General features: G+C 65.0%; 21 protein-coding genes. 11 read left to right on the plus strand and 10 right to left on the minus strand.

Annotated features, from left to right (window positions below; genetic code table 11):
* The first annotated feature begins 120 nt into the window (after positions 1–120).
* Complete coding sequence (uvrA, locus tag GUI70_RS15640; RefSeq protein WP_237724969.1) at positions 121–3,318, plus strand: excinuclease ABC subunit UvrA; 3,198 nt, start codon at positions 121–123, stop codon at positions 3,316–3,318.
* Positions 3,315–3,920 carry a hypothetical protein gene (locus tag GUI70_RS15645; RefSeq protein ID WP_161883252.1) on the plus strand — a complete coding sequence of 202 codons (606 nt, stop codon included), beginning with the start codon at positions 3,315–3,317 and terminating at the stop codon, positions 3,918–3,920. Before uvrA ends, GUI70_RS15645 begins: the two co-directional genes overlap by 4 nt.
* Positions 3,921–3,999: 79 nt before the next feature.
* Here GUI70_RS15645 and map read toward each other — a convergent pair whose 3' ends face one another.
* Entirely contained in the window at positions 4,000–4,761 is a 762-nt protein-coding gene (gene map / locus GUI70_RS15650; RefSeq protein ID WP_161883253.1) for a type I methionyl aminopeptidase, read from the minus strand.
* A gap of 255 nt (positions 4,762–5,016) precedes the next feature.
* Here map and msrP point away from each other — a divergent pair, with 255 nt between their 5' ends.
* The gene (msrP, locus tag GUI70_RS15655) at positions 5,017–6,000 is read left to right on the plus strand and encodes a protein-methionine-sulfoxide reductase catalytic subunit MsrP (protein WP_161883254.1); all 984 of its coding nucleotides are present in this window, start codon (positions 5,017–5,019) and stop codon (positions 5,998–6,000) included.
* Positions 6,001–6,004: 4 nt separating this feature from the next.
* A complete protein-coding gene (gene msrQ, locus GUI70_RS15660; protein WP_161883255.1) occupies positions 6,005–6,700 on the plus strand; it encodes a protein-methionine-sulfoxide reductase heme-binding subunit MsrQ in 696 nt (231 codons plus the stop codon).
* Between the two features lie 67 nt (positions 6,701–6,767).
* Here the strand turns inward: msrQ and GUI70_RS15665 are convergent, their stop codons facing one another.
* The 3 genes from GUI70_RS15665 to ispG all read right to left on the minus strand — a co-directional run bounded on the left by GUI70_RS15665 (position 6,768) and on the right by ispG (position 9,069).
* Positions 6,768–7,169, minus strand: coding sequence for a DUF4259 domain-containing protein (locus GUI70_RS15665; protein ID WP_161883256.1), 402 nt, complete (start codon positions 7,167–7,169; stop codon positions 6,768–6,770).
* Between the two features lie 33 nt (positions 7,170–7,202).
* Positions 7,203–7,655 carry a hypothetical protein gene (locus tag GUI70_RS15670; protein ID WP_161883257.1) on the minus strand — a complete coding sequence of 151 codons (453 nt, stop codon included), beginning with the start codon at positions 7,653–7,655 and terminating at the stop codon, positions 7,203–7,205.
* A gap of 172 nt (positions 7,656–7,827) precedes the next feature.
* The gene (ispG, locus tag GUI70_RS15675; protein ID WP_161883258.1) at positions 7,828–9,069 is read right to left on the minus strand and encodes a flavodoxin-dependent (E)-4-hydroxy-3-methylbut-2-enyl-diphosphate synthase; all 1,242 of its coding nucleotides are present in this window, start codon (positions 9,067–9,069) and stop codon (positions 7,828–7,830) included.
* A 224-nt stretch (positions 9,070–9,293) separates the two neighbouring features.
* Between ispG and rimP the strand changes: the two genes are divergently transcribed.
* The 4 genes from rimP to infB all read left to right on the plus strand — a co-directional run bounded on the left by rimP (position 9,294) and on the right by infB (position 13,198).
* A complete protein-coding gene (gene rimP, locus GUI70_RS15680) occupies positions 9,294–9,749 on the plus strand; it encodes a ribosome maturation factor RimP (RefSeq protein ID WP_161883259.1) in 456 nt (151 codons plus the stop codon).
* A gap of 70 nt (positions 9,750–9,819) precedes the next feature.
* Complete coding sequence (nusA, locus tag GUI70_RS15685; protein ID WP_161883260.1) at positions 9,820–11,013, plus strand: transcription termination factor NusA; 1,194 nt, start codon at positions 9,820–9,822, stop codon at positions 11,011–11,013.
* Positions 11,014–11,076: 63 nt separating this feature from the next.
* Positions 11,077–11,328: a DUF448 domain-containing protein gene (locus tag GUI70_RS15690; protein WP_272952886.1), complete on the plus strand. Its 252-nt coding sequence runs from the start codon at positions 11,077–11,079 to the stop codon at positions 11,326–11,328.
* Between the two features lie 52 nt (positions 11,329–11,380).
* Positions 11,381–13,198: a translation initiation factor IF-2 gene (gene infB / locus GUI70_RS15695; protein WP_161883261.1), complete on the plus strand. Its 1,818-nt coding sequence runs from the start codon at positions 11,381–11,383 to the stop codon at positions 13,196–13,198.
* 68 nt (positions 13,199–13,266) lie between these two features.
* Here infB and GUI70_RS15700 read toward each other — a convergent pair whose 3' ends face one another.
* Positions 13,267–13,770: a hypothetical protein gene (locus GUI70_RS15700; RefSeq protein WP_161883262.1), complete on the minus strand. Its 504-nt coding sequence runs from the start codon at positions 13,768–13,770 to the stop codon at positions 13,267–13,269.
* Between the two features lie 215 nt (positions 13,771–13,985).
* On the opposite strand from GUI70_RS15700, the gene GUI70_RS15705 reads away from it, so the two are divergent.
* Positions 13,986–14,405: a pyridoxamine 5'-phosphate oxidase family protein gene (locus GUI70_RS15705; RefSeq protein ID WP_161883263.1), complete on the plus strand. Its 420-nt coding sequence runs from the start codon at positions 13,986–13,988 to the stop codon at positions 14,403–14,405.
* A 79-nt stretch (positions 14,406–14,484) separates the two neighbouring features.
* On the opposite strand, the gene GUI70_RS15710 is transcribed toward GUI70_RS15705, so the two are convergent.
* From GUI70_RS15710 to GUI70_RS15720, 3 genes are all read right to left on the minus strand, one after another.
* Complete coding sequence (locus GUI70_RS15710) at positions 14,485–15,204, minus strand: hypothetical protein (protein WP_161883264.1); 720 nt, start codon at positions 15,202–15,204, stop codon at positions 14,485–14,487.
* Between the two features lie 87 nt (positions 15,205–15,291).
* Entirely contained in the window at positions 15,292–16,017 is a 726-nt protein-coding gene (locus tag GUI70_RS15715; protein WP_161883265.1) for a hypothetical protein, read from the minus strand.
* Positions 16,014–16,562 carry an RNA polymerase sigma factor gene (locus tag GUI70_RS15720; RefSeq protein WP_161883266.1) on the minus strand — a complete coding sequence of 183 codons (549 nt, stop codon included), beginning with the start codon at positions 16,560–16,562 and terminating at the stop codon, positions 16,014–16,016. The genes GUI70_RS15715 and GUI70_RS15720 overlap by 4 nt, the downstream gene beginning before the upstream one ends.
* Before the next feature lie 133 nt (positions 16,563–16,695).
* On the opposite strand from GUI70_RS15720, the gene GUI70_RS15725 reads away from it, so the two are divergent.
* Positions 16,696–17,415, plus strand: a complete 720-nt coding sequence (locus GUI70_RS15725) for a YkgJ family cysteine cluster protein (protein WP_161883267.1) — start codon at positions 16,696–16,698, stop codon at positions 17,413–17,415.
* On the opposite strand, the gene GUI70_RS15730 is transcribed toward GUI70_RS15725, so the two are convergent.
* Positions 17,412–17,690, minus strand: coding sequence for a hypothetical protein (locus GUI70_RS15730; protein WP_161883268.1), 279 nt, complete (start codon positions 17,688–17,690; stop codon positions 17,412–17,414). The genes GUI70_RS15725 and GUI70_RS15730 overlap by 4 nt on opposite strands.
* A gap of 52 nt (positions 17,691–17,742) precedes the next feature.
* A complete protein-coding gene (locus GUI70_RS15735) occupies positions 17,743–18,372 on the minus strand; it encodes a phospholipase A2 (protein WP_161883269.1) in 630 nt (209 codons plus the stop codon).
* A 191-nt stretch (positions 18,373–18,563) separates the two neighbouring features.
* On the opposite strand from GUI70_RS15735, the gene GUI70_RS15740 reads away from it, so the two are divergent.
* Positions 18,564–19,181 carry a dihydrofolate reductase family protein gene (locus GUI70_RS15740; RefSeq protein WP_161883270.1) on the plus strand — a complete coding sequence of 206 codons (618 nt, stop codon included), beginning with the start codon at positions 18,564–18,566 and terminating at the stop codon, positions 19,179–19,181.
* Positions 19,182–19,190 lie beyond the last annotated feature (9 nt).

Raw genomic sequence — 19,190 nt, forward strand, 5'->3', positions numbered from 1 at the left:
CTGCCTGACGGTGTAGAATACGATGTTTACCCAGAAGCGCTCCCCCTGCTTCTGCCCCCAACATACACGCGGCGACCCGGCAGAGTGCGGGAAAGCCGCCCCAAAAGGAAGGTTCCCGGTTTGCAAAACCTGATTGTGCGCGGTGCCAGAGAACACAACCTCAAGAACGTGACGGTCGAGTTGCCGCGCGACAAATTCATCGTGATCACCGGGGTGTCGGGCAGCGGCAAGAGCACCCTGGCCTTCGACACCATCTACGCCGAGGGCCAGCGAAGATACGTCGAGTCGCTCTCGGCCTACGCACGCCAGTTCCTGGGACTGATGGAAAAGCCCGATGTGGAGAGCATCGAGGGGCTGTCTCCGGCCATCTCCATCGACCAGAAGACCACCTCGCACAACCCGCGCAGCACGGTGGGCACCGTCACCGAGATTCACGATTACCTGAGACTGCTCTATGCCCGCACCGGCACGCCCTACTGCCCCGTCTGCGGACGCAAGATCGAGCGCCAGAGTCCCACCGAGATCACCGACAAGTTGCTGGCCGGGTTCGGGGACAAGCGGGCCATTTTGCTGGCCCCGCTGGTGCGCGGACGCAAGGGCGAGTACCGCAAGCTGTTTGCCGACATTCGCCGCGAGGGCTACGCCCGTGTGCGGGTCGACGGCGTGCTGTACGAACTCGACGAGGCCGAGAAGCTCAAGCTCGAAAAGTTCGAGAAGCACGACGTGGACGTGGTCATCGACCGGATGACGGTGCGCGAATCCGACCGCTCCCGCTTGGCCGAGAGCGTAGAACTGGGGCTGCGGCGCGGCGAGGGCTTACTCCGGGTGCTGTTTCCCGATGGCGGGCCCAACGGGGAAAGCGAGGAGGAACTCTACTCCGAGAAGTTCGCCTGCCCCGAGCACGGCAGCGTGCTGGAGGAGCTGGAACCGAGGTCGTTCAGCTTCAACAACCCCTACGGTGCCTGCCCCGACTGCGCGGGCCTGGGCAGCAAGCGCGAGTTCTCGCCGGATCTGATTATCGACGACACGCTGAGCATCGCCGAGGGAGCCATTTTGCCCTGGAGCAAGAAAGGCACCGGTGGCGGCGTGTACTACTGGGACAAACTCAAGGCCCTCTCCGAGCACCTGAGTTTCGACCTCAAGACGCCCTGGCGCGACCTTTCCAAAGCGGCGCAGAACGCCATTCTGCAAGGCCCCGGCGAGGCCTTCGAGGTCGTCTACCGGCGCGGCGGCAAGGAAACCATGCGCTTCATGACCGAGTTCGAGGGCGTGCTGGTCAATCTGGAGCGCCGATACGCCGAGACCGAATCCGAGTACATGCGCGAAAAACTCGAAGAGATGATGGAGCTGCAGCCCTGCCCCACCTGCGGCGGCACCCGTTACAAGCCCGAGATCCTGGCGGTGCGGGTGGGCGGCCTCAACATCTCGCAGGCCAGCGGCATGAGCGTGCTCGACGCCGATCAGTTCTTCGCGGAGCTTCAAGGCGGCGCAGTCAACCACGAGGTCATCGCGCCCTACCTGGGCCAGCACGACGGCGGGGCAGCGAAGGTCGCCCGGCCCCGCCACTACGAGTACAGCTTAAACACCTTCGGCACGGCGGTGGCGGCTCCGATTCTGCGCGCCATCCGCACCCGGCTGACTTTTCTGGTCGACGTGGGCCTCGATTACCTGAGCTTGGACAGAACGGCCAACACCTTATCGGGCGGCGAGGCGCAGCGCATCCGGCTGGCGACCCAGGTGGGCAGCGGCCTGACCGGGGTGCTGTATGTGCTCGACGAACCCAGCATCGGGCTGCACCCCAAGGATAACGGGCGACTGATCGAGACCCTCAAGCGTCTGCGTGATTTGGGCAATACCCTGCTGGTCGTCGAGCATGACGAGGACACCATGATGGCCTCGGACTACGTGGTCGACATGGGACCGGGCGCGGGCGTCCACGGCGGCGAGGTGGTGGCCGTCGGCACGCCAGCCGAGATCAAGGCCAACCCCGAGAGCCTCACCGGCAAGTACCTGCGCGGCGAACTGAAAATCGAGGTGCCCACCAAGCGGCGGCGCGGCAACGGCAAGCGCCTCAAGGTGATCGGCGCGCGCGAGCACAACCTCCAGAACGTGACGCTCGACGTGCCGCTAGGCACCATGACGGTCATCACCGGGCCGAGCGGCTCGGGCAAGAGCACCCTGATTCACGACATCCTGCACGCCACGCTGGCCCGCGACCTCAACGGAGCCAAAACCACCCCCGGCAAGGCCGACGCGATCACCGGCATCGAGTATCTCGACAAGGTCATCGAGATCGATCAGTCACCGATTGGCCGCACGCCGCGCAGCAACCCGGCCACCTACACCGGGGTCTTTACCGAGGTGCGCGATCTGTTTACCCGCACCCCCGAGGCGCGGCGGCGCGGCTACCTGGCCGGGCGCTTCTCGTTCAACGTCAAGGGCGGCCGCTGCGAGCACTGCAAGGGTGACGGCGTCATGAAGATCGAGATGAACTTCCTGCCCGACATCTACGTGCCGTGCGAGGTCTGCAAAGGGGCGCGTTACAACCGCGAGACGCTGGAAGTCAAATACAACGGCAAGACCATCGCCGACGTGCTGGACATGACGGTGGAGGACGCCCACGCCTTCTTCGAGCCAATTCCGACCATCGAGCGCAAGATGCAGCTTCTCCGTGACGTGGGCCTCGGCTACATGAAGATCGGGCAGCCCAGCACCACGCTCTCGGGCGGCGAGGCGCAGCGCATCAAGCTGGCGGCCGAACTCAGCAAGCGCGCCACCGGCAAGACCATCTACATCCTCGACGAACCCACCACCGGGCTGCACTTCGAGGACGTCCGCAAGCTGATGGAAGTGCTGGAGCGACTGGTTGAGGGCGGCAACACCCTCATCGTCATCGAGCATAATCTGGACGTGATGAAGTGCGCCGACTGGATCGTGGACCTGGGGCCGGAAGGCGGCGTGCGCGGCGGCACCATCGTCGCCACCGGCACGCCCGAACAACTCGCCGCCCACCCGACGAGCTACACCGGCGAGTTTCTCAAGCGGGTCCCGGGCATCGTGCCGAGCAGTCAGCCGCTGGTCAAGGCGACACCGGAACCGCTGACCGAGGACGAGCGCCCCGGCGTGGATCCGGACGGCTTGACGAACGCGGGCGAACTGGAGGCCACCACAGCCGTGAAGAAGGCCAAGCCCAAAGCACCGTCCAAGCGCGGCAAGAAGCAGATCGAGGCGCTGGACGATTTGATGGACGACGAACTGCTCGATAATGAGGACGCCGAGCTGATGGCCGTGGGCACGCCCGGCAAGAGGACGGCGTGAGCGCGGCGCGCGGGATGGGCGCGCAGGGCAAGCACGCCACCTTCGTGGCGTCGATGTGGGTGCTGGGGCTGGCTGCGCTGGGCGTGCTGGCCTATGCCATGACCCTACCGCTCGACTGGCAGCAAAAGCTGGTCGTGTGGATCTTGCTCACCTTCATCGCCGACGAGGCGGGCAACTGGTTCGGCTACAGCGCCGTGCCGCTCGGCATCATCACGCTGGGGGCGCTGCCGTTTTTGCCAGTCAGCGCGGTGCCGGAGCAGTGGTGGATTATCTTTCCGCTGATCGCCGGGGCGCTGAGCGCTGCCCTGGCCATGAAGCACGCGGGCGGCCCCTTCGTGCTGCCGTTGGCCGCCGTGCTGTTTGCCGTGCCGATCCTCGCGGCGGCCAAAGCGGCGCCCCTTCTCGACGCCAGCATGAAGTTTCCGGCCAATCCCCAGTTTCAGAAGCTGGCCTTCATCGCCGCAGGCATCGGCCTGCTCATCAGCCTGATTCGTCAGGTGGTGGCCGCGATGGTCAGGGCGCGCGCGAACCAGCCCGCACGGACGCCGAGGCTGGAGCCACTCACGCCAGCCGCACCCGTTTCGCTGACTAAAGACAGCTGAGCCTCAGCACTGGAAACGGCCCCATCCTCAAAGGTATGGGGCCGTTTTCGGTTCAGGTCGGTGCCTTTAAAAGCACGCCTCAGAGCGTTAGCAAATCGTAGCCCTTGTCGGTCACGACCAGGGTGTGCTCGAACTGGGCGCTGGGCTTGCCGTCCGCCGTCACCACCGTCCAGCCGTCGGGCAGCAGCTTGGTTTCGGCGCGGCCCAGATTGATCATCGGCTCGATGGTAAAGACCAGGCCTGCCGCGAGCTTCATGCCGGTTCCGGCGCGGCCCACATGCGAGACGGTGGGGTCTTCGTGGAGGTTGTGGCCGATGCCGTGGCCCGTGTACTCACGCACCACCGAGAAGCCGCGCGGCTGGGCAGTGGCCTGAATCGCCGCGCCGATGTCGCCCAGGTACGCACCGGGCCGAACCGTTTCCAGCGCCGCCTCCAGACTGGCCCGCGTGGCGTCCACCAGTTTCTGCACCTGGGGAGCCACCGCGCCCACCGTGTAGGTGTAGCAAGCGTCACCGTAGACGCCGCCGAGCTTGACGCCGATATCGACGCCGATGATGTCGCCCTCGCGCAGTTTGCGCGGACTGGGAATGCCGTGACAGATCACCTCGTTGACCGAGGCGCAGATGGTCGCTGGGAAGGGATTGTTGCGCGGGCCGTAGCCGATGTAGGCCGGGACCGCGCCGCGCGAGCGGATAAAATCCTCGGCGATCTTGTCGAGTTCCTGGATGCTGACTCCCGGCACGACGTAAGGATCGAGCAGCCGGAAGGTCTCGGCCACCAGCGCCCCCGCACGGCGCATGAGTTCGATTTCGCGGGCGCTTTTCAGGGTTGCTCTGCTCATCTCGGCGTCAGGCTAGCACGCGGCTGTCAGCAGAGCGGGAGCGTCTTCACCTTCGCGGCGCAGACCCGACCCGGCCCAACCGTAAGTCTCCGTGAAGTTCGCTCCGGTCAATGGGCATAGGCTGAATAGTCTTGCGGCGGCTCCAGTCTTCGCTCGCGGCAAAATTAAATCCATACCCGCGTAACCTGCGTATATCAAGGTAGAAGAACCAGCCCCGACCCCGCCTCCCCCATTGAGGCCATCCAAGGAGAGTCCATGACCAAGTTACCCCCCGAGCCCGACCAGAGCGCCGCCAAGCCCGAAGCCTCCAGAATCGTCAATCCTCGCCGCGAATTTCTGCGCAGCGCCGGGCTGTTTACCGGCACGGTGGCAGCCCTCGGCGGCGGCCTGGAGTTGCTCAGCCGCAGACCCGGCGCGGTGGCCGAGAGTGTCACGCCCGGTCTGGTGGGTCAGGCCAAGCGCCCGCTGGGGCCGTATGACGTGTCCGACCCGGTCACGCCCTACCAGCAGGCCACCACCTACAACAACTTCTACGAGTTCGGCACCGACAAGGCCGACCCGGCCCGCATGGCCGCCACCCTCAAGCCACGCCCCTGGACCATCAAGATCGACGGCGAGGTCAAAAAGCCGATGACGGTCGACATCGACACCCTCCAGTCCTGGTTCCCGCTCGAAGACCGCATCTACCGGATGCGCTGCGTGGAGGGCTGGTCGATGGTCATGCCATGGCTGGGCTTTCCGCTGGCGGGCCTGATTCGCCGCCTCAACCCCACCAGCAAGGCCAAATACGTGCAGTTCACGTCGCTGCTCGACCCCAAGCAGTTTCCCGGCCAGCGCTCCAATGTGCTGACCTGGCCGTATGTGGAGGGTCTGCGGCTCGACGAGGCGCTCAACCCGCTGGCCTTCATGGCGGTGGGACTGGCAGGCCGGGTGCTGCCGGGCCAGAACGGCGCGCCGTTGCGGCTGGTGGTGCCGTGGAAGTACGGCTTCAAGGGCATCAAGTCGATCGTGCGCATCACCCTGACGGACAAGCAGCCCAAGACCACCTGGAGCATCGCCGCGCCCGACGAGTACGGCTTTTATGCCAACGTGAACCCCAAAGTCGATCACCCGCGCTGGAGCCAGGCCACCGAGCGGCGCATCGGTGACCTGGGACGGCGGCCCACTTTGATGTTCAACGGCTACGCCGATCAGGTCGCCTCGCTGTATTCGGGCATGGACCTAAAGAAGAACTTCTAGGCCCATGTCCAAAGCCTCCCCCTCCCCGGCGGCCAGCGCGGCCAAAAGCGCGCCGAAACGTAGGGCCAACACGTTCGGTGGTCTCGGCCCCGGCATCGTGGTGGGCGGCCTGGTGCCGATGGCCGTGATGCTGTGGGACGCCAAGACCGGCGCGCTGGGCGCGAACCCGGTGCAGCGCCTGCAACTCCAGACCGGCATTCTCGCGCTGGCCCTGCTGCTCATCTCGCTGGCCGCCACCCCACTGCGGCTCGTGACCGGCTGGACCTGGCCTGCCCGCGTGCGCAAGGCCCTGGGGCTGCTGGGGTTTCTGTATGCCACCCTGCATGTCCTGGTGTACCTGGTCGACAAGGGCATTCTCATCAGCGACTTCGGGCTGGCGACGGTGCTGGACGACGTGGTCAAGCGGCCCTTCATCACGGTGGGCTTCGTGGCCTGGTTGCTGCTCATTCCACTGGCGCTCACCAGTTTCAAGTCCTCGGTCAAGAAGCTCGGCTTCGAGCGCTGGACGCTGCTGCACAAGCTGGTCTATCTGATCGTGGCGCTGGGCGTGGTGCATTACTGGTGGGGGGTCAAGAAGGACCATACCGAGCCGCTGATCTACGGCCTGATCGCGGCCCTGCTGCTGGCGCTGCGGGTCATTTTCAAGGACTTCCGCAGCAAGAAGAAAGTCAGGAGCGCGGGGAAACCAGCCACGCCCTGACGTCCAGAATGTTCAGGCGGCGCGAGGCTATTCGCCTGCGCCGCCTTCTCTTTTTCTTGAAGCCTCTTCAGCCCAGTACTTCTCGTAGCCGCGCCACGTTCCCCGTCCACACTTCGCCGTCCTCGCTCTCGGCCCAGAACTCTGGCAAGTCGGAACCTGGCCCCGCTGTCCGTTCCAGCGCTTCACCCGCCAGCTCGCGCATCGGCTCCAGCTCGCCCGCCTCCAGCTGTTCCAGCCAGTCGCGCAGGGCGGCGTCGAAAATCGCTTCGGTGTCGCCGGTGAGGTGCGCGGCCAGAATCTCGGCGGCAGCCACGGCCCGCGCGCCCTCCTCCTCGGCCACGAAGTCGATGTCGGGGTCCAAGACGACCTCAAAGGCTTCTTGCAGAGCGAATGCGCCGTCTTCCAGCACTTCCTGCACAAACATTTTGGCGGCGTCGTTGTCGAAGGCGGCCGTGCCCCAGGTGTTCATGGCTTCAGGGTAACCCAAGTGGCCGCCGGGTGTTCAGTTGCCGTACAGCACGAATTCGCTGGTGTTTCTGGTGCCCGGCACGGTTCTCGAAATCATCCCGACATATTTGCCGCTGCGGTTGCCGTAGACCACGGTTTCCATATCGTGCCAGTCCTGAACCGTGAACTGCTTGAAGTTCTGCTGCTGAAAGCCCAGGGCACGGGTCTGGTAAATAGTGTCGTGAAACGCCGAAACCCAGTTGACGACCCGGTAATACTCGACCCATTTCACGTTGTAACCGGCTTTCTTGCTCTGCATCAGGAAGTCCTGTTTGAAGCGTTGCGCGCCAGCGTCACAAAACTGAGTGACAGAAGCGCCGCCGCCCCCTTTTGGGTAAGGCACCTTCACTTGTCCATTGAAGCTGAAGGCGGGCCGGGTGTTGCATTGAGCGCTTGCGGCAGAGGTCCCCAGAGCAGTCAGGGCAGCGATCAGTATCAAACGATTCATGATGTTCTCCTTGAGCCGATAAGGTGAGGCTCAGCTTAAGAGAGAAAACATGAGAACGGGGTGCGCTTGTGCCTGCGCCTGTTTATGAAATCGCGACACGCAACACACGTACAGGGATTTGAATAATGACGACCAACTCAAGCAGACGAGCACTGTCAACGGTCTGTTTGCTTTAAACGCCCGCCTTCTCGTTCGTGCCGTAGCGCCGCTCCACGTAGGTTTCCATCAGCTCCTGAAAGTCCTCGGCGATGCGGGGACCGCGCAGGGTGGTGAGCAGTTTGCCGTCCTGGTAGACCGGGGCGCGGGGGTCCTCGCCGGTGCCGGGCAGCGAGATGCCGATGTTGGCGTGTTTGCTCTCGCCAGGGCCGTTGACGACGCAGCCCATGACGGCCACCTGCATCTCCTCCACGCCGGGGTAGCGGGCCTTCCAGTCGGGCATGCTGTCTCTGATGTAGTCCTGAATCTTCTGGGCCAGTTCCTGAAAGAAGACGCTGGTGGTGCGCCCGCAGCCGGGGCAACTCGTCACCTGCGGCGAGAACTGCCGGATGCCCAGACTCTGGAGGATCTGCTGGGCCACCTCGACTTCCAGCTTGCGCGAGGCCCCCGGCTCCGGCGTGAGTGAGACCCGGATGGTGTCGCCGATGCCCTCGGTCAGCAGCGGCGCGAGGGCCACGCTGCTCGCCACCATGCCCTTCATGCCCATGCCCGCCTCGGTGAGGCCCAGGTGAAGCGGGTAGTCACACTCGGCGGCCAGCTGGCGGTAGACCTGCCAGAGTTCCGGGGCGCTCGACACCTTCACCGAGATCAGGATCTTGTCGTGGGCCAGTCCCAGTTCCTCGGCGTAGCGGGCACTCTCCAGGGCCGAGACCACCATCGCGTCGATCATCACGTCGGTGGCGGACTTGGGGCTGCCCTTGGCGGCATTGGCGTCCATCAGGCGGGCCAGCACCTGCTGATCGAGGCTGCCCCAGTTGACCCCGATCCGCACCGGCTTGCCGAACTCCCTGGCGACCTCGATCATGGTGGCGAAGTTGGCGTCGTGGTGCTGCCCGGCCCCCACGTTGCCGGGGTTGATGCGGTACTTGGCCAGCAACCGGGCCGCCTCAGGAAACTCGCGCAGCAGAATGTGGCCGTTGTAGTGAAAGTCGCCTACGATCGGCACGCTCAGGCCCACTTCTGCCAGGCGGGCCACGATCTCCGGCAGGGCGGCGGCGGCCTCACGGGTGTTGACCGTCACGCGCACCAGTTCCGACCCGGCGCGGGCGAGTTGCGCCACCTGAATGGCCGTCGCCTCGGCGTTGGCGGTGTCGGTGTTGGTCATGCTCTGCACCACCACCGGGTGCTGGGAACCGATCAGGACGCCGCCCACGTTGGCGGTCACAGTGCGGCGGCGGGCGGGAGCAAGGAGCGTCATGCCTTCCAGTTTAGGCCGCAACCGTCAGGGCAAATGGCAGGCGACCTTACCTGGGTCACTAGTCCACCACAGGCCGTGAAGGTGACGCTGCCCCATGCCCCGGGAGCGGCGGTGGGCTATACTGCTCTTTGTAAAGTCCTCGTCGGCGGGGGTGGGTGAGGTGACCCACCCCTTGCCTGTGAGAGAGGTGGTGAATCGCCCGCCGCGTGAGGTGGGAACAACTTATGACAACCAAAACCGACAACCTGACCACCATTGCCAGCCGCGTGCTGACTCCCCTGGGCCTCGAAGTGCTGGACGTGCAACTCCAGAATCCGGGCCGCCATCCCACCCTGCTGGTCCGCATCGACCGACTTGACGAACAGCCCGTGGGCGTCGAGGACTTGGAAGCCGCCAGCCGCGCCTTCGGCGCAGAACTCGACGCGCTCGACCCCATCAAGGAAGAGTACCGCTTGGAGCTGGAATCTCCCGGCAGCAAGCGACCGCTGACCCGCGCCCGTCACTTTGAGCGGATGCTGGGGCTGCTGGCCCGCGTGCGCGGAGAGGGTCACGCCTTCACCGCCCCGATCAAGGCCGTCGACGGCGAGCAGGTGACCTTCGATGTGCTGGGCCAGGACATCACCCTGACCGCCGGGCAGTTCCAGGGCAACCTGGCCGAGTTTCCGCCGGAACACCGGTGAGCGCGGTTCCCGACTTCGTGCTTTCCGCACCCCAGAACCCACCACCGACAACCCAGACAAAGGAAGTAAGATGACCCAACCCGAAGTCAATTTTGCCGAGGCGCTGCGCGATGTGGCGGCGGCCCGCAACATCAACGAGTTGCAACTGATCGAGGCTTTCGAGCAGTCGCTGGCTCAGGCCTACACCCGCAACGTCGAACCCGACAAGCGCATCGAGGTGCACCTCGACCCGGATTCCGGTGACTTGGAAGTGCTGATCGTGCGCGAAGTGGTCGAAAAGGTCGAGGACGAGAACCTGCAAATCTCGCTGGCCGACGCCCTGGAGCTCGATCCCGACGTGGAACTCGGCATGGAAATGGAGTTCCCGGTGGACCGTGAGCAGTTCTCGCGCATTGCCCTGCAAGCCGCCAAGCAGACCCTGACCCAGAAGATGCGCGAAACCGAGCGCAACGTCGTGTACAACGAGTACAAGGACAAGGAAGGCCAGGTCATCAACGCCACCGTGGTCCGGATGGACAACAAGCAAAACTATTTCGTCGAACTCGGCTCGGGCGAGGCGATCATGCCGCCGCGCGAGCAGATTCCCGGCGAGCGGCTGCTCAACGGCAACCGCGTCAAGGTCTACCTCAAGGAAGTTCGCAAGACGCCCAAGGGACCGACCATCCTGGCCAGCCGCGCCGACGAGCGCCTGCTCGATTACCTGCTCAGGCAGGAAATCCCCGAGGTTTCCAACGGCATCGTGGAAGTTAAGGCGATTGCCCGCGAGGCCGGGCAGCGCAGCAAGGTGGCCGTCTACAGCACCAATTCCAACGTCGACCCCATCGGCGCGTGCATCGGGCACCGGGGCAACCGGATTCAGGCCGTGACCGGCGAACTCGGGCGCGAGCGGGTGGACGTGATCTTGTGGGACGCGACCCCGCGCGAATTTATCCGCAACGCCCTGTCGCCCGCCAAGGTCGGCCTGATCGAGATCAGCAGCGACCGGGGTGAGGCCACCGTCACCGTGACGCCGGATCAGCTCTCGCTGGCCATCGGCAAGGGCGGGCAGAACGTGCGGCTGGCCGCCAAGCTCACCGGCTTCAAGATCGATCTGCGCGAAACGCAGGCGGTCAGTGACCTCGACGCCGCCATGCAGCAGGCCATGCAGGAGGGCGAAGCGGGCCGCGAGGTCTCGAGCAGCCAGCAGGCCGCCTTCGACGCGCTGTTTCGCGACAGCAAATCGGTGGCCACTGCCTCGCCCGACGACGCCAACCTCGGAGAGTAAGGCGTGCCTGACCTGAGTGCTTCTCCCGCTTCCTCAGCACGGCATGTGCCGGAGCGCAGTTGCGTGGCCTGCCGTACAAAGCGTCCCCAGGCGCAGTTCGTGCGGCTCGTTCGCACCGCGTCGGGCTGGACGCTGGCGGGGCGGGGCCAGCAGGCGGGGGGCCGGGGCGCGTATCTCTGCTTGGAGAGCCCAAGCTGCTGGACCGAGAAAAAACTCAGGCGGGCTTTCGGCTCACAGGCCGCTTCACTCTCTTCACAACTTCAAGAGCGTTATGCATTAACTTCTTCCCTTTCTATCTCCGCTGCCCTGTCCTGAGCCGCTTTCAACGCTCAAGGCAGAGGCCGCCGACTCACCCGGAGGTGAGGCCATGTCAAAAGTCAGAATTTATACCCTTGCCAAAGATCTCAACGTGGACAACCACAGAATGCTGGCCATGCTCGACGATCTGGGCGTGCAGTACAAGAGTGTCAGCAGCACCCTCGAAGAAGACATTGTCGAGACCATCAAAGGCCTGGTCGCCGAGGAGCAGGGCCAGACGGGGGGCGGCTCCGAGAGCCAGCTGGCCGAGGCGGGCCGGCCCCAGACGGAGCAGTCCCAGCGGGAAAGCAACGCGTCGCCTGCACCTGTGGCGGTAGCTGAGCGGCCCGCAGCAAGCGAGGAGTCTTCCAATGAAGCCGACTCCGGCCCACCCCACCGCGCCCCGGTCGTGACCATCATGGGCCACGTCGATCACGGCAAAACCTCGCTGCTCGACTACATCCGCAAGACCAAGGTGGCGGCCAAGGAAGCCGGCGGCATCACCCAGCACGTCGGGGCCTTCGAGGCCCAGACCAGCAAGGGCAAGATCGTCTTCATCGACACACCGGGTCACGAGGCGTTCACCACCATCCGGGCGCGCGGCGCGAACGTGGCCGACATCGCCATCATCGTAGTGGCCGCCGACGACTCGATCATGCCGCAGACCCGCGAGGCGGTGGCGCACGCCCAGGCCGCCAAGATTCCTTTGATCGTCGCCATCAACAAGATCGACTTGCCGCAGGCCGACATCGAGCGGGTCAAGACCGATCTGACCCAGCTCAACCTGGTGCCGGAAGAATACGGCGGCGACACGGTGGTCGTGCCGGTGAGCGCCAAGACCGGCGAGGGCGTCGAGGACCTGCTCGAATACATCAGCCTGACAGCTGAACTCGAAGACCTGCGCGCCGATCCGAAAGGCGAGTTTGCCGGCGTGATCATCGAGAGCAAGGTCGACAAGCAGGCCGGGGTGCTGGCCACCGTGATGGTGCAGGAAGGCACGCTGCACGTCAGCGACTTTCTGGTGGTGGGCGAGAACTACGGCAAGATCAAGGCCATGACCGATACGCTCGGCGAGCGCATCAAGGCCGCCGGGCCGTCCACCCCGGTGCAGGTGCTGGGCTTCTCCGACAACCCCAGCAGCGGCGACAAGGTGCAGAGCGCCGGAAATGAGCACGCCGCCCGCGAGATCATCGCCGCGCGTGTACAAAAGCGCCGCGACGACGAGGAGCAGGGCAAGCGCCGCAAGATGACCCTCGAAGAGATGATGGGGCCGCTCGGCGAGATCCGCACTGTCAATCTGGTGCTGCGGGCCGACACCCAGGGCAGCCTGGAAGCCTTGCAGGGCATTCTGGCCCGCAAGGAAAGCGACGACGTCAAACTCAACGTGATGCTCTCGGGCATCGGCGCGCCCACCGAGGGCGACGTGCTGCTGGCCTCCACTGCCGAGGCGACCATTTTGTGCTTCAGCGTCACACCTTCGGGCAGCGTCAAGAAGGTCGCCGATCAGAAGAACGTCGATCTCAAGAGCTTCAGGATCATCTACGAGCTCATCGACGAGGTCGACCGCCTGATCAAGGGCAACGTCGAGCCGGTCTTCGAGGAGAAGTACCTGGGCCGCGCCGAGGTCCGCATGGTCATCAGTCACCCTCGCAGCGGCAACATCGCCGGGTCGTACATCACCGACGGCTCGTTCAAGCGCAACGCCAAAGCCAAGGTCACGCGCGGCAAGCAGGTCGTCTATGAGGGCACCGTCGTGGGCCTCAAGCGCTTCAAGGACGACGTTCGCGAGGTGCAGACCGGCTACGAGTGCGGGATCAACCTCGACTGGGATGAGGTGGCCGTGGGCGACATCATCGAGGCCAGCGAGATGGTGGAAGTCGAGCAGTAAACCAAGCCTGAGCCGAACTCAAGTGGGCCGCACTCCAGCGATGGAGGCGGCCCACTTTGCTGCCTTGCTTACGGACAGTTCAGGCCGATGGTCAGGTCCGGCGCGGCCACGAACGGCAGGTTGGGATTGCCGGACTTCATCGGCACGATGATTTTCGTCCAAGGCGTCTTGGCAGCCCCCACGCGCGACATCAGTGTGAACGTACCGGTCTCGCCGGGAGACAGCCGCAGGCGGGCGGCGTCACCGCCGATGGCCACCAGTGCGCCGTCCCGGACGACCTGGCCTGCACTATCCGTCACGGCGATGCGGCTCTCGTCGATGATATTCACGCTGTCTTGCACCTGCGGCGTGAGGTTGGTGGCTTCCAGATTCACCAACCAGAAGCCCTCGCGGCCACCGACGCCCGCCTGCTGCCCGGTGACGATGAAGCGCCACACGCCGTTCTCCAGGGGCTGACCGACGCAGCCGACCAGCGGCGCATTCTGAACGGGCAACGCGGCGGCCACCGCGACACCGAGCGCACTGCCCAGCCAGGCCAGGGGCAACGCCGCCATCAAAGAGAATTTTTTCATACTGGGTAGTCTAGCGAAAAACGACCGCCGAGAAAAACACCGGAGCCGCTCGGAACATGACGCGTTTTGAGTGTCTGCGGCTACGGTCTGGAGCAACTCTAAACCCGTGTTCATGTCGCTGCACGCCTTTCACGGCCACCCGCCTTGCAGACTGCCCTGGTCGGCCCCATCCACGCTTTCCCCCACAGCCACTCATTCGTTCAAGGAGTTTGAAGATGCCCAGCAAAAGTCTGTCCGACCTCGCCAAATCGATGAAGGCCATCGACATCGCCATGCTCTCCACCCATAGCGCGGGCGGCGAGATCGCTGGGCGGCCCATGAGCAACAACGGCCAGGTCGAGTACGACGGCACCTCGTACTACTTCACCTACGAGCAGTCGCGCACCGTCAGCGATATCGATTCCAATGCCAAGGTCGCCCTCGCCTTTCAGGGCAGGAAGTCGTTTCAGGTCGCCGTGGAGGGTCAGGCCTCGCTTATCCGCGACAAGGCGGCCATGCAAGACCACTGGACGCCTGATCTGGACCAGTGGTTCAAGGACGGTCTCGACACCGAGGGCCTGGTGATGATCCAGGTGGACGCCACCCGCGTGCATTACTGGGACGGCGAGGACAGCGGGGAAGTCAAGCTGAACTGATCGGCACCGGACAAAAACGCAAGGCAGTCACCCGGAATGTGGGAGCGACTGGCTTGCGTTTGCGTTTACTGCCGGTGTCTTACGGCTTGACGACGAACCACACCTTGCCAACATTCTGCCCGGTCATGTCGCCGGGTTTCTTGTCGTTGACCCAGTAGTAGAGCGGCTGCCCGGCGTAAGTCACCTGCAGCGCGCCGTCCTTGCGCTTGGTCGTGCCGAGTTTGCTGTCCTTGCTCTCCGGCAGGTACGCGCTCAGCAGCGGCGGCCAGGCGACGGCACACTTGTCGTAGCAGTTGCTCACGTTCTTGTCGTCTTTGGTAAACAGGTACAGGGTCATGCCGCTGGCGTCCACCAGATGCTCGCCCAGATCGCCCGCCTTGGACGTGCCGATGACCGGGCCAGGGTCGACCGCGTACCAGACCTTACCCACGTCCTGCCCGGTGGTGTCGCCCGCCTTCTTGTCGTTGACCCAGTAGTAGAGCGGCCAGCCGTTATAGGCCACCTGTTGTCCGCCGTCCTTGCGTTTGACCAAGCTGAGCTTGCCTTCCATGCCGCTGGGCAGTGCGGGCAACGTCTCGGAGAGTAGCGGCGGCCAGGCGACAGCGCACTTGTCGTAGCAGTTGCTGACCCCGGGCGTGTCTTTGGTGAACAGGTACAGGGTCATACCGTCGGTGGCGGTCAGGATACTGCCGAGTTTGGCGTCCTGGCGCAGCACCAGTGGCGGTGCGGCAGCGCTGGCGACAGCCGAGCAGGCGAGCAGGGTGAGGGCGGTCAGGCGGGCAGAGTGGGTTTTGAGCATAAGAACCTCCACTCTGAGAAACGCACGGCGGGCGGCTTTGGATTCATTGCTGGCGCGGCCACCTGCCGCCGGCCTCGGGAGCCTGCCTCACAGCATGGTCCAGCCCAGCAGCTTGGTCGGTCTGGTCTGGCCGGTCATGTCGCGCCGGGCGTCTTCCAGGCTGACACAGACGTAATCGTTGACGCCCACCGGGGCCGAGAGCAGACCGCGCGCGCTGCGGGTCGCCGGGGTCAGCGGATCGCCCCGCTTCCAGTGGGCCGCCACCCACACCTGATACACCTGGCCGCTCGGCGCAGGCGGCAGCACGAACAGCACCTCGCGGCTGGGCAGTAGCAGCAGGTGACCACTGGGCCGCCGCTGACGGTCGGTCAGGCTAAGCAACCTGACACCCGGCTGGGCCAGCCAGCGGGCCACCTGGCGCTGCTCGGCGGCCAGCACGGCTGTCTGTTGCTGCGCTGCCCGCTCCCGCCCACTCCCGCCCAATCCGGCCCAGCTCAGTCCAGCCCAGTCCAGTCCGGCCACCAGCAAAAGCGCACCCACCCGCGCCAGAGACGGCCAGTGAAGCACAGCAGGCGGCCGCCACAAAACCGGAGCGCGGCTGACTTCCGGGCGGCGCAGCGGCGGCAACACCGTCTCGACTGGCAAGGCAGCGGGCAGCGCTTCCACCTGCCGTACGAGTTCGGATCGGCAGGCCAGCACCTGCGCGCGGCATACTGAACAGTTCAGGACGTGCGCCTCGGTCAGCCGCTGCGCCGGACCGGGCAGGTCGCCCAGCGCGTAGGCTTGTAGGGTCGTCGGGGCCGGGTGGTTCACGTCTCCCCCAGCGAGCGGCGCATCGTCTCAAGCGCCCGGCGCAGGCGGGTTTTGACAGTACCCAGCGGCAGCGCCCGCTCCTCAGCGATCTCGGCGTGGCTCAAGCCCGCGAAGAAGGCGTCGTGGAGCAGCAACCGGTCACGCTCCGGCAGGTGACTCAACGCCCCCTGCACCACCATGCGGGTGTCGAGATCGCCGCTGGCATCCGGCACCGACAGCTCGCCCAGCAGGTCCTCGTCGCCGCCGCTGAGCAGGGGCCGTGCGCCGCGCGCCCGCAGGCGGCTGAGCGCTTCGTGGCGGGCCACCGTATAGATGAAGGCGCGCGGCGAACCGAGTTCGGGGCGGTACTGGTGTGCCCGCGCATCAAGGCGGGCGAAGGTATCTTGCAGCACTTCCTGCGCCTCCTCGCGGTCCGAGAGCAGCCGGAACGCCAGCGCCAGAACATGCTGGCCCAGCCGGGCATACAGCTCGGCCAGCGCCGCCTCATCACGGTGCTGGAGGCGCAGCATCAACGTTCTTTCCTGGCTGGTCTGGTCGTCGGTCATCAGGGCCTACATTCAAGGATACGCGCGGCGAGGCCCGTTGGATTCAGCAGGGCAGTTTGGGGCACTTCTCCGGGCCGCTTCCGGGCCCGGTCTTTACTTTTGCCTGCCCCGAACCGCTCTATGCTGCCGGGCGATGACTGCCTCTGCCGCCCTGCTCGAAACCGTCAAAGCTGCCTACGCCCGCTACGAGCAGGAGGCAGGTCAATTTTTACAGGACTACACGGCGGCGGGCCATCCGGTCTACTGCGGAGCCGGGTGCTTTGGCTGCTGCAACATGCCGATTCGCCTCTCGCTGGCCGAGGCCGCGCTGATCGCCAGCGTGCTGACCCCGGAAGAAGCCCGCAAGGTGGAAAAACACGCCCGCAAGGTGCTGCACAACGCCCGCACCGCGCCGGACGAGGACGAGTACGTGCGCCGCCACCGCGCCCAGGTGGGCTACTGCCCGCTGCTGGGCGCGGACGGTGCCTGTACCCGCTACGCCGTGCGCCCCACCCGCTGCCGCGACACCTTCAGCGCCATGCCTGCGGTGTACTGCCAGGAAGGCACCTGGGACGCCATGACCAGGCCCGAGCGCCGTGAGTACCTGCGCGAGGTGCGCCGCACGCCCGGCACCGACGGCGAGACGCACTTCATCGCGCCGCTGGAAGAGATGAGCGAGCCGATCTGGGAGCGCTGCAGCCGCGCCATGCGCCGGGCGTGGAACCTGGAAGCCTGGGGCGACTTCTGGGTACTGACCACGCTGGCCGCCCAGCCCGGCTTCATGGCCGCCATCGAGCGCGGCGACAAGGGCGCGGCCCTGAAAGAAGCGCGGCAGGCCGGGCTGGAACACCCCGAACTGATCGAATTCGCTTAAGGCGAGGCCATCGGCGGCAAAATCCTGAGGCCCGGCTGCCCGACTTCCAGCTTGTGGCCCGCCTCAAACAGCGCGGCGGCCACCACCACGCCCGCCGGACGCGTGCCCTTGAGGTGGGTGGCGAGCACCTCTTCTCGCCTGCTCACCACGAAGCGCGGCGCGGCGCCATCGGTCCACGCAGCGGCCACACCCTCGGCCCGCAGCTTGTCCCAGACGTGACGGTGCGGCGTAGCGAGTCGATCGGCCCAGTCGTGGTTGAGTTCGTCGGCAGTCATGGCCCAGGCTAGGGCCGCTGGCCGCAGCGGCGCAAGCCCGCAAGACTTAACGCTAGAAGCTGTCGCTGCCGCCGATCCGCACCGCCTGATAGTAGGCGTAGGCGGCGGTGTAGCACGGCGGTTCCTTGTACCAGGGCTTGGCGTTGCAGATGGTTTTCATGTTGGTATAAAACGCCTCGTCGGTCGTGCGGCGGTTGGCATCGGTGCGCTGGTAGACCTTGAGGTTTCGGTAGCCGAAATCGTGAACGTTGCAGGCGGGCTGGAAATCTCCAGTGTAGCCCAGCCCCAGTCCAGTCGGCGCGGAGCAGCCGTCGCGGCTCCAGTCGAGGCCCGGATAAACGGCATTGACGCTGCCCTGGGCGGCGTACTGGCGGTCATAGTTGGGCACGCTGCCCCAGCCCACCGACTTGATGTAGCTCAGGCGATCCGAAGCCAGATCGAGGCCGCCGAGCGCCGGCGCGGCGGGCAGGCTGAGCGGGCGCGGCACCTCGTCGTAGGCTTCCCGCAGCGCCTGAAGCAGGCCCGGATCGTCGCCGTAGCGCTGCAAGATAGCCCGGCTCTGCGGGTCTTGCAGTTCAGGGCGGGCGGCGTAGTCGGAGGTCAGATTGACCTGTGTCCCGACGGGCTGACCGCAGGCTGCCAGAAAGAGGCCGAGAGCAAGAAACGGGAGGTGTTTGGGCATGACACTACTCCTGGGCGGCCTGCTCGAATCGAGTCAGGGGGAAGGTGGGGTCGGTCTTCTTCGGGGCTGCGTTTTGGGTGGCTGTACCCTCCACTTTACCTCACTGGCATGCCCAACTGGGCCAGGTGCGAGTTGACGAAATTAAGGTTAGGCTTTACGTTATAGACATATTCAGCAATCAAAGGGGCAAAATGCGCAAGCTCATCGTCGGCAACCTCGTCACGCTGGACGGTTATTACGAGGGCAAAGACCGGAAACTTGACGCCGTCTTCAAGCACTTTCACCCGGACTATGCGGGCGACCAGACCTTCGATCACTACATGGCCGAGCGAATGCGGGCGGCTGACACGCTGCTCTACAGCGGGCGCAGCAACTTCTTAGACAACATGCACTACTGGACGAGCTTGCCGCACGACCCGGAGGCGACGGCTATCCGGCGTGAAATGGCCGAACTTCAGACGCGGGCCGAGAAGGTCGCCGTCTCGGATCAGCTCACCCGCGAGGAATTGGCTCCCTGGGACGACACCCGCATCGTCAGGACGGCGGACGCAGTGAAGGAAGTACGTGCCCTTAAGGAGCAACCCGGCCGGGACATCTTCATGTTCGCAGGCCGAACACTCTGGAATCACCTGCTGGCGCATGGGCTGGTGGACGAACTGCATCTGGTCATTTTCCCGCTGATCGCCGCAGGGGGAACGCCGCTGTTCGTGGGCAGGCCACCCGTGTCCCTGAGGCTCCTGTCCTCGCGCACCTGGCAAGGTTCAGGCAACATTCTGGCCTGCTACGCGGTGGACCACCCAGGAAAATAAGACCACAGA

The sequence above is a fragment of the Deinococcus alpinitundrae genome, from assembly GCF_009982895.1.
GTDB lineage: Bacteria > Deinococcota > Deinococci > Deinococcales > Deinococcaceae > Deinococcus > Deinococcus alpinitundrae.

Bases quoted from the DNA above. Each gene is read 5' to 3' on its own strand.
- GUI70_RS15730 (WP_161883268.1), bottom strand. From the start codon at position 17,690: ATGACTGCCGACGAACTCAACCACGACTGGGCCGATCGACTCGCTACG.
- GUI70_RS15720 (WP_161883266.1), bottom strand. From the start codon at position 16,562: ATGACCGACGACCAGACCAGCCAGGAAAGAACGTTGATGCTGCGCCTC.
- GUI70_RS15670 (WP_161883257.1), bottom strand. From the start codon at position 7,655: ATGAATCGTTTGATACTGATCGCTGCCCTGACTGCTCTGGGGACCTCT.
- msrP (WP_161883254.1), top strand. From the start codon at position 5,017: ATGACCAAGTTACCCCCCGAGCCCGACCAGAGCGCCGCCAAGCCCGAA.
- rimP (WP_161883259.1), top strand. From the start codon at position 9,294: ATGACAACCAAAACCGACAACCTGACCACCATTGCCAGCCGCGTGCTG.
- nusA (WP_161883260.1), top strand. From the start codon at position 9,820: ATGACCCAACCCGAAGTCAATTTTGCCGAGGCGCTGCGCGATGTGGCG.
- GUI70_RS15700 (WP_161883262.1), bottom strand. From the start codon at position 13,770: ATGAAAAAATTCTCTTTGATGGCGGCGTTGCCCCTGGCCTGGCTGGGC.
- GUI70_RS15725 (WP_161883267.1), top strand. From the start codon at position 16,696: ATGACTGCCTCTGCCGCCCTGCTCGAAACCGTCAAAGCTGCCTACGCC.
- GUI70_RS15710 (WP_161883264.1), bottom strand. From the start codon at position 15,204: ATGCTCAAAACCCACTCTGCCCGCCTGACCGCCCTCACCCTGCTCGCC.
- GUI70_RS15740 (WP_161883270.1), top strand. From the start codon at position 18,564: ATGCGCAAGCTCATCGTCGGCAACCTCGTCACGCTGGACGGTTATTAC.
- GUI70_RS15665 (WP_161883256.1), bottom strand. From the start codon at position 7,169: ATGAACACCTGGGGCACGGCCGCCTTCGACAACGACGCCGCCAAAATG.
- ispG (WP_161883258.1), bottom strand. From the start codon at position 9,069: ATGACGCTCCTTGCTCCCGCCCGCCGCCGCACTGTGACCGCCAACGTG.
- msrQ (WP_161883255.1), top strand. From the start codon at position 6,005: ATGTCCAAAGCCTCCCCCTCCCCGGCGGCCAGCGCGGCCAAAAGCGCG.
- GUI70_RS15735 (WP_161883269.1), bottom strand. From the start codon at position 18,372: ATGCCCAAACACCTCCCGTTTCTTGCTCTCGGCCTCTTTCTGGCAGCC.
- map (WP_161883253.1), bottom strand. From the start codon at position 4,761: ATGAGCAGAGCAACCCTGAAAAGCGCCCGCGAAATCGAACTCATGCGC.
- GUI70_RS15705 (WP_161883263.1), top strand. From the start codon at position 13,986: ATGCCCAGCAAAAGTCTGTCCGACCTCGCCAAATCGATGAAGGCCATC.
- infB (WP_161883261.1), top strand. From the start codon at position 11,381: ATGTCAAAAGTCAGAATTTATACCCTTGCCAAAGATCTCAACGTGGAC.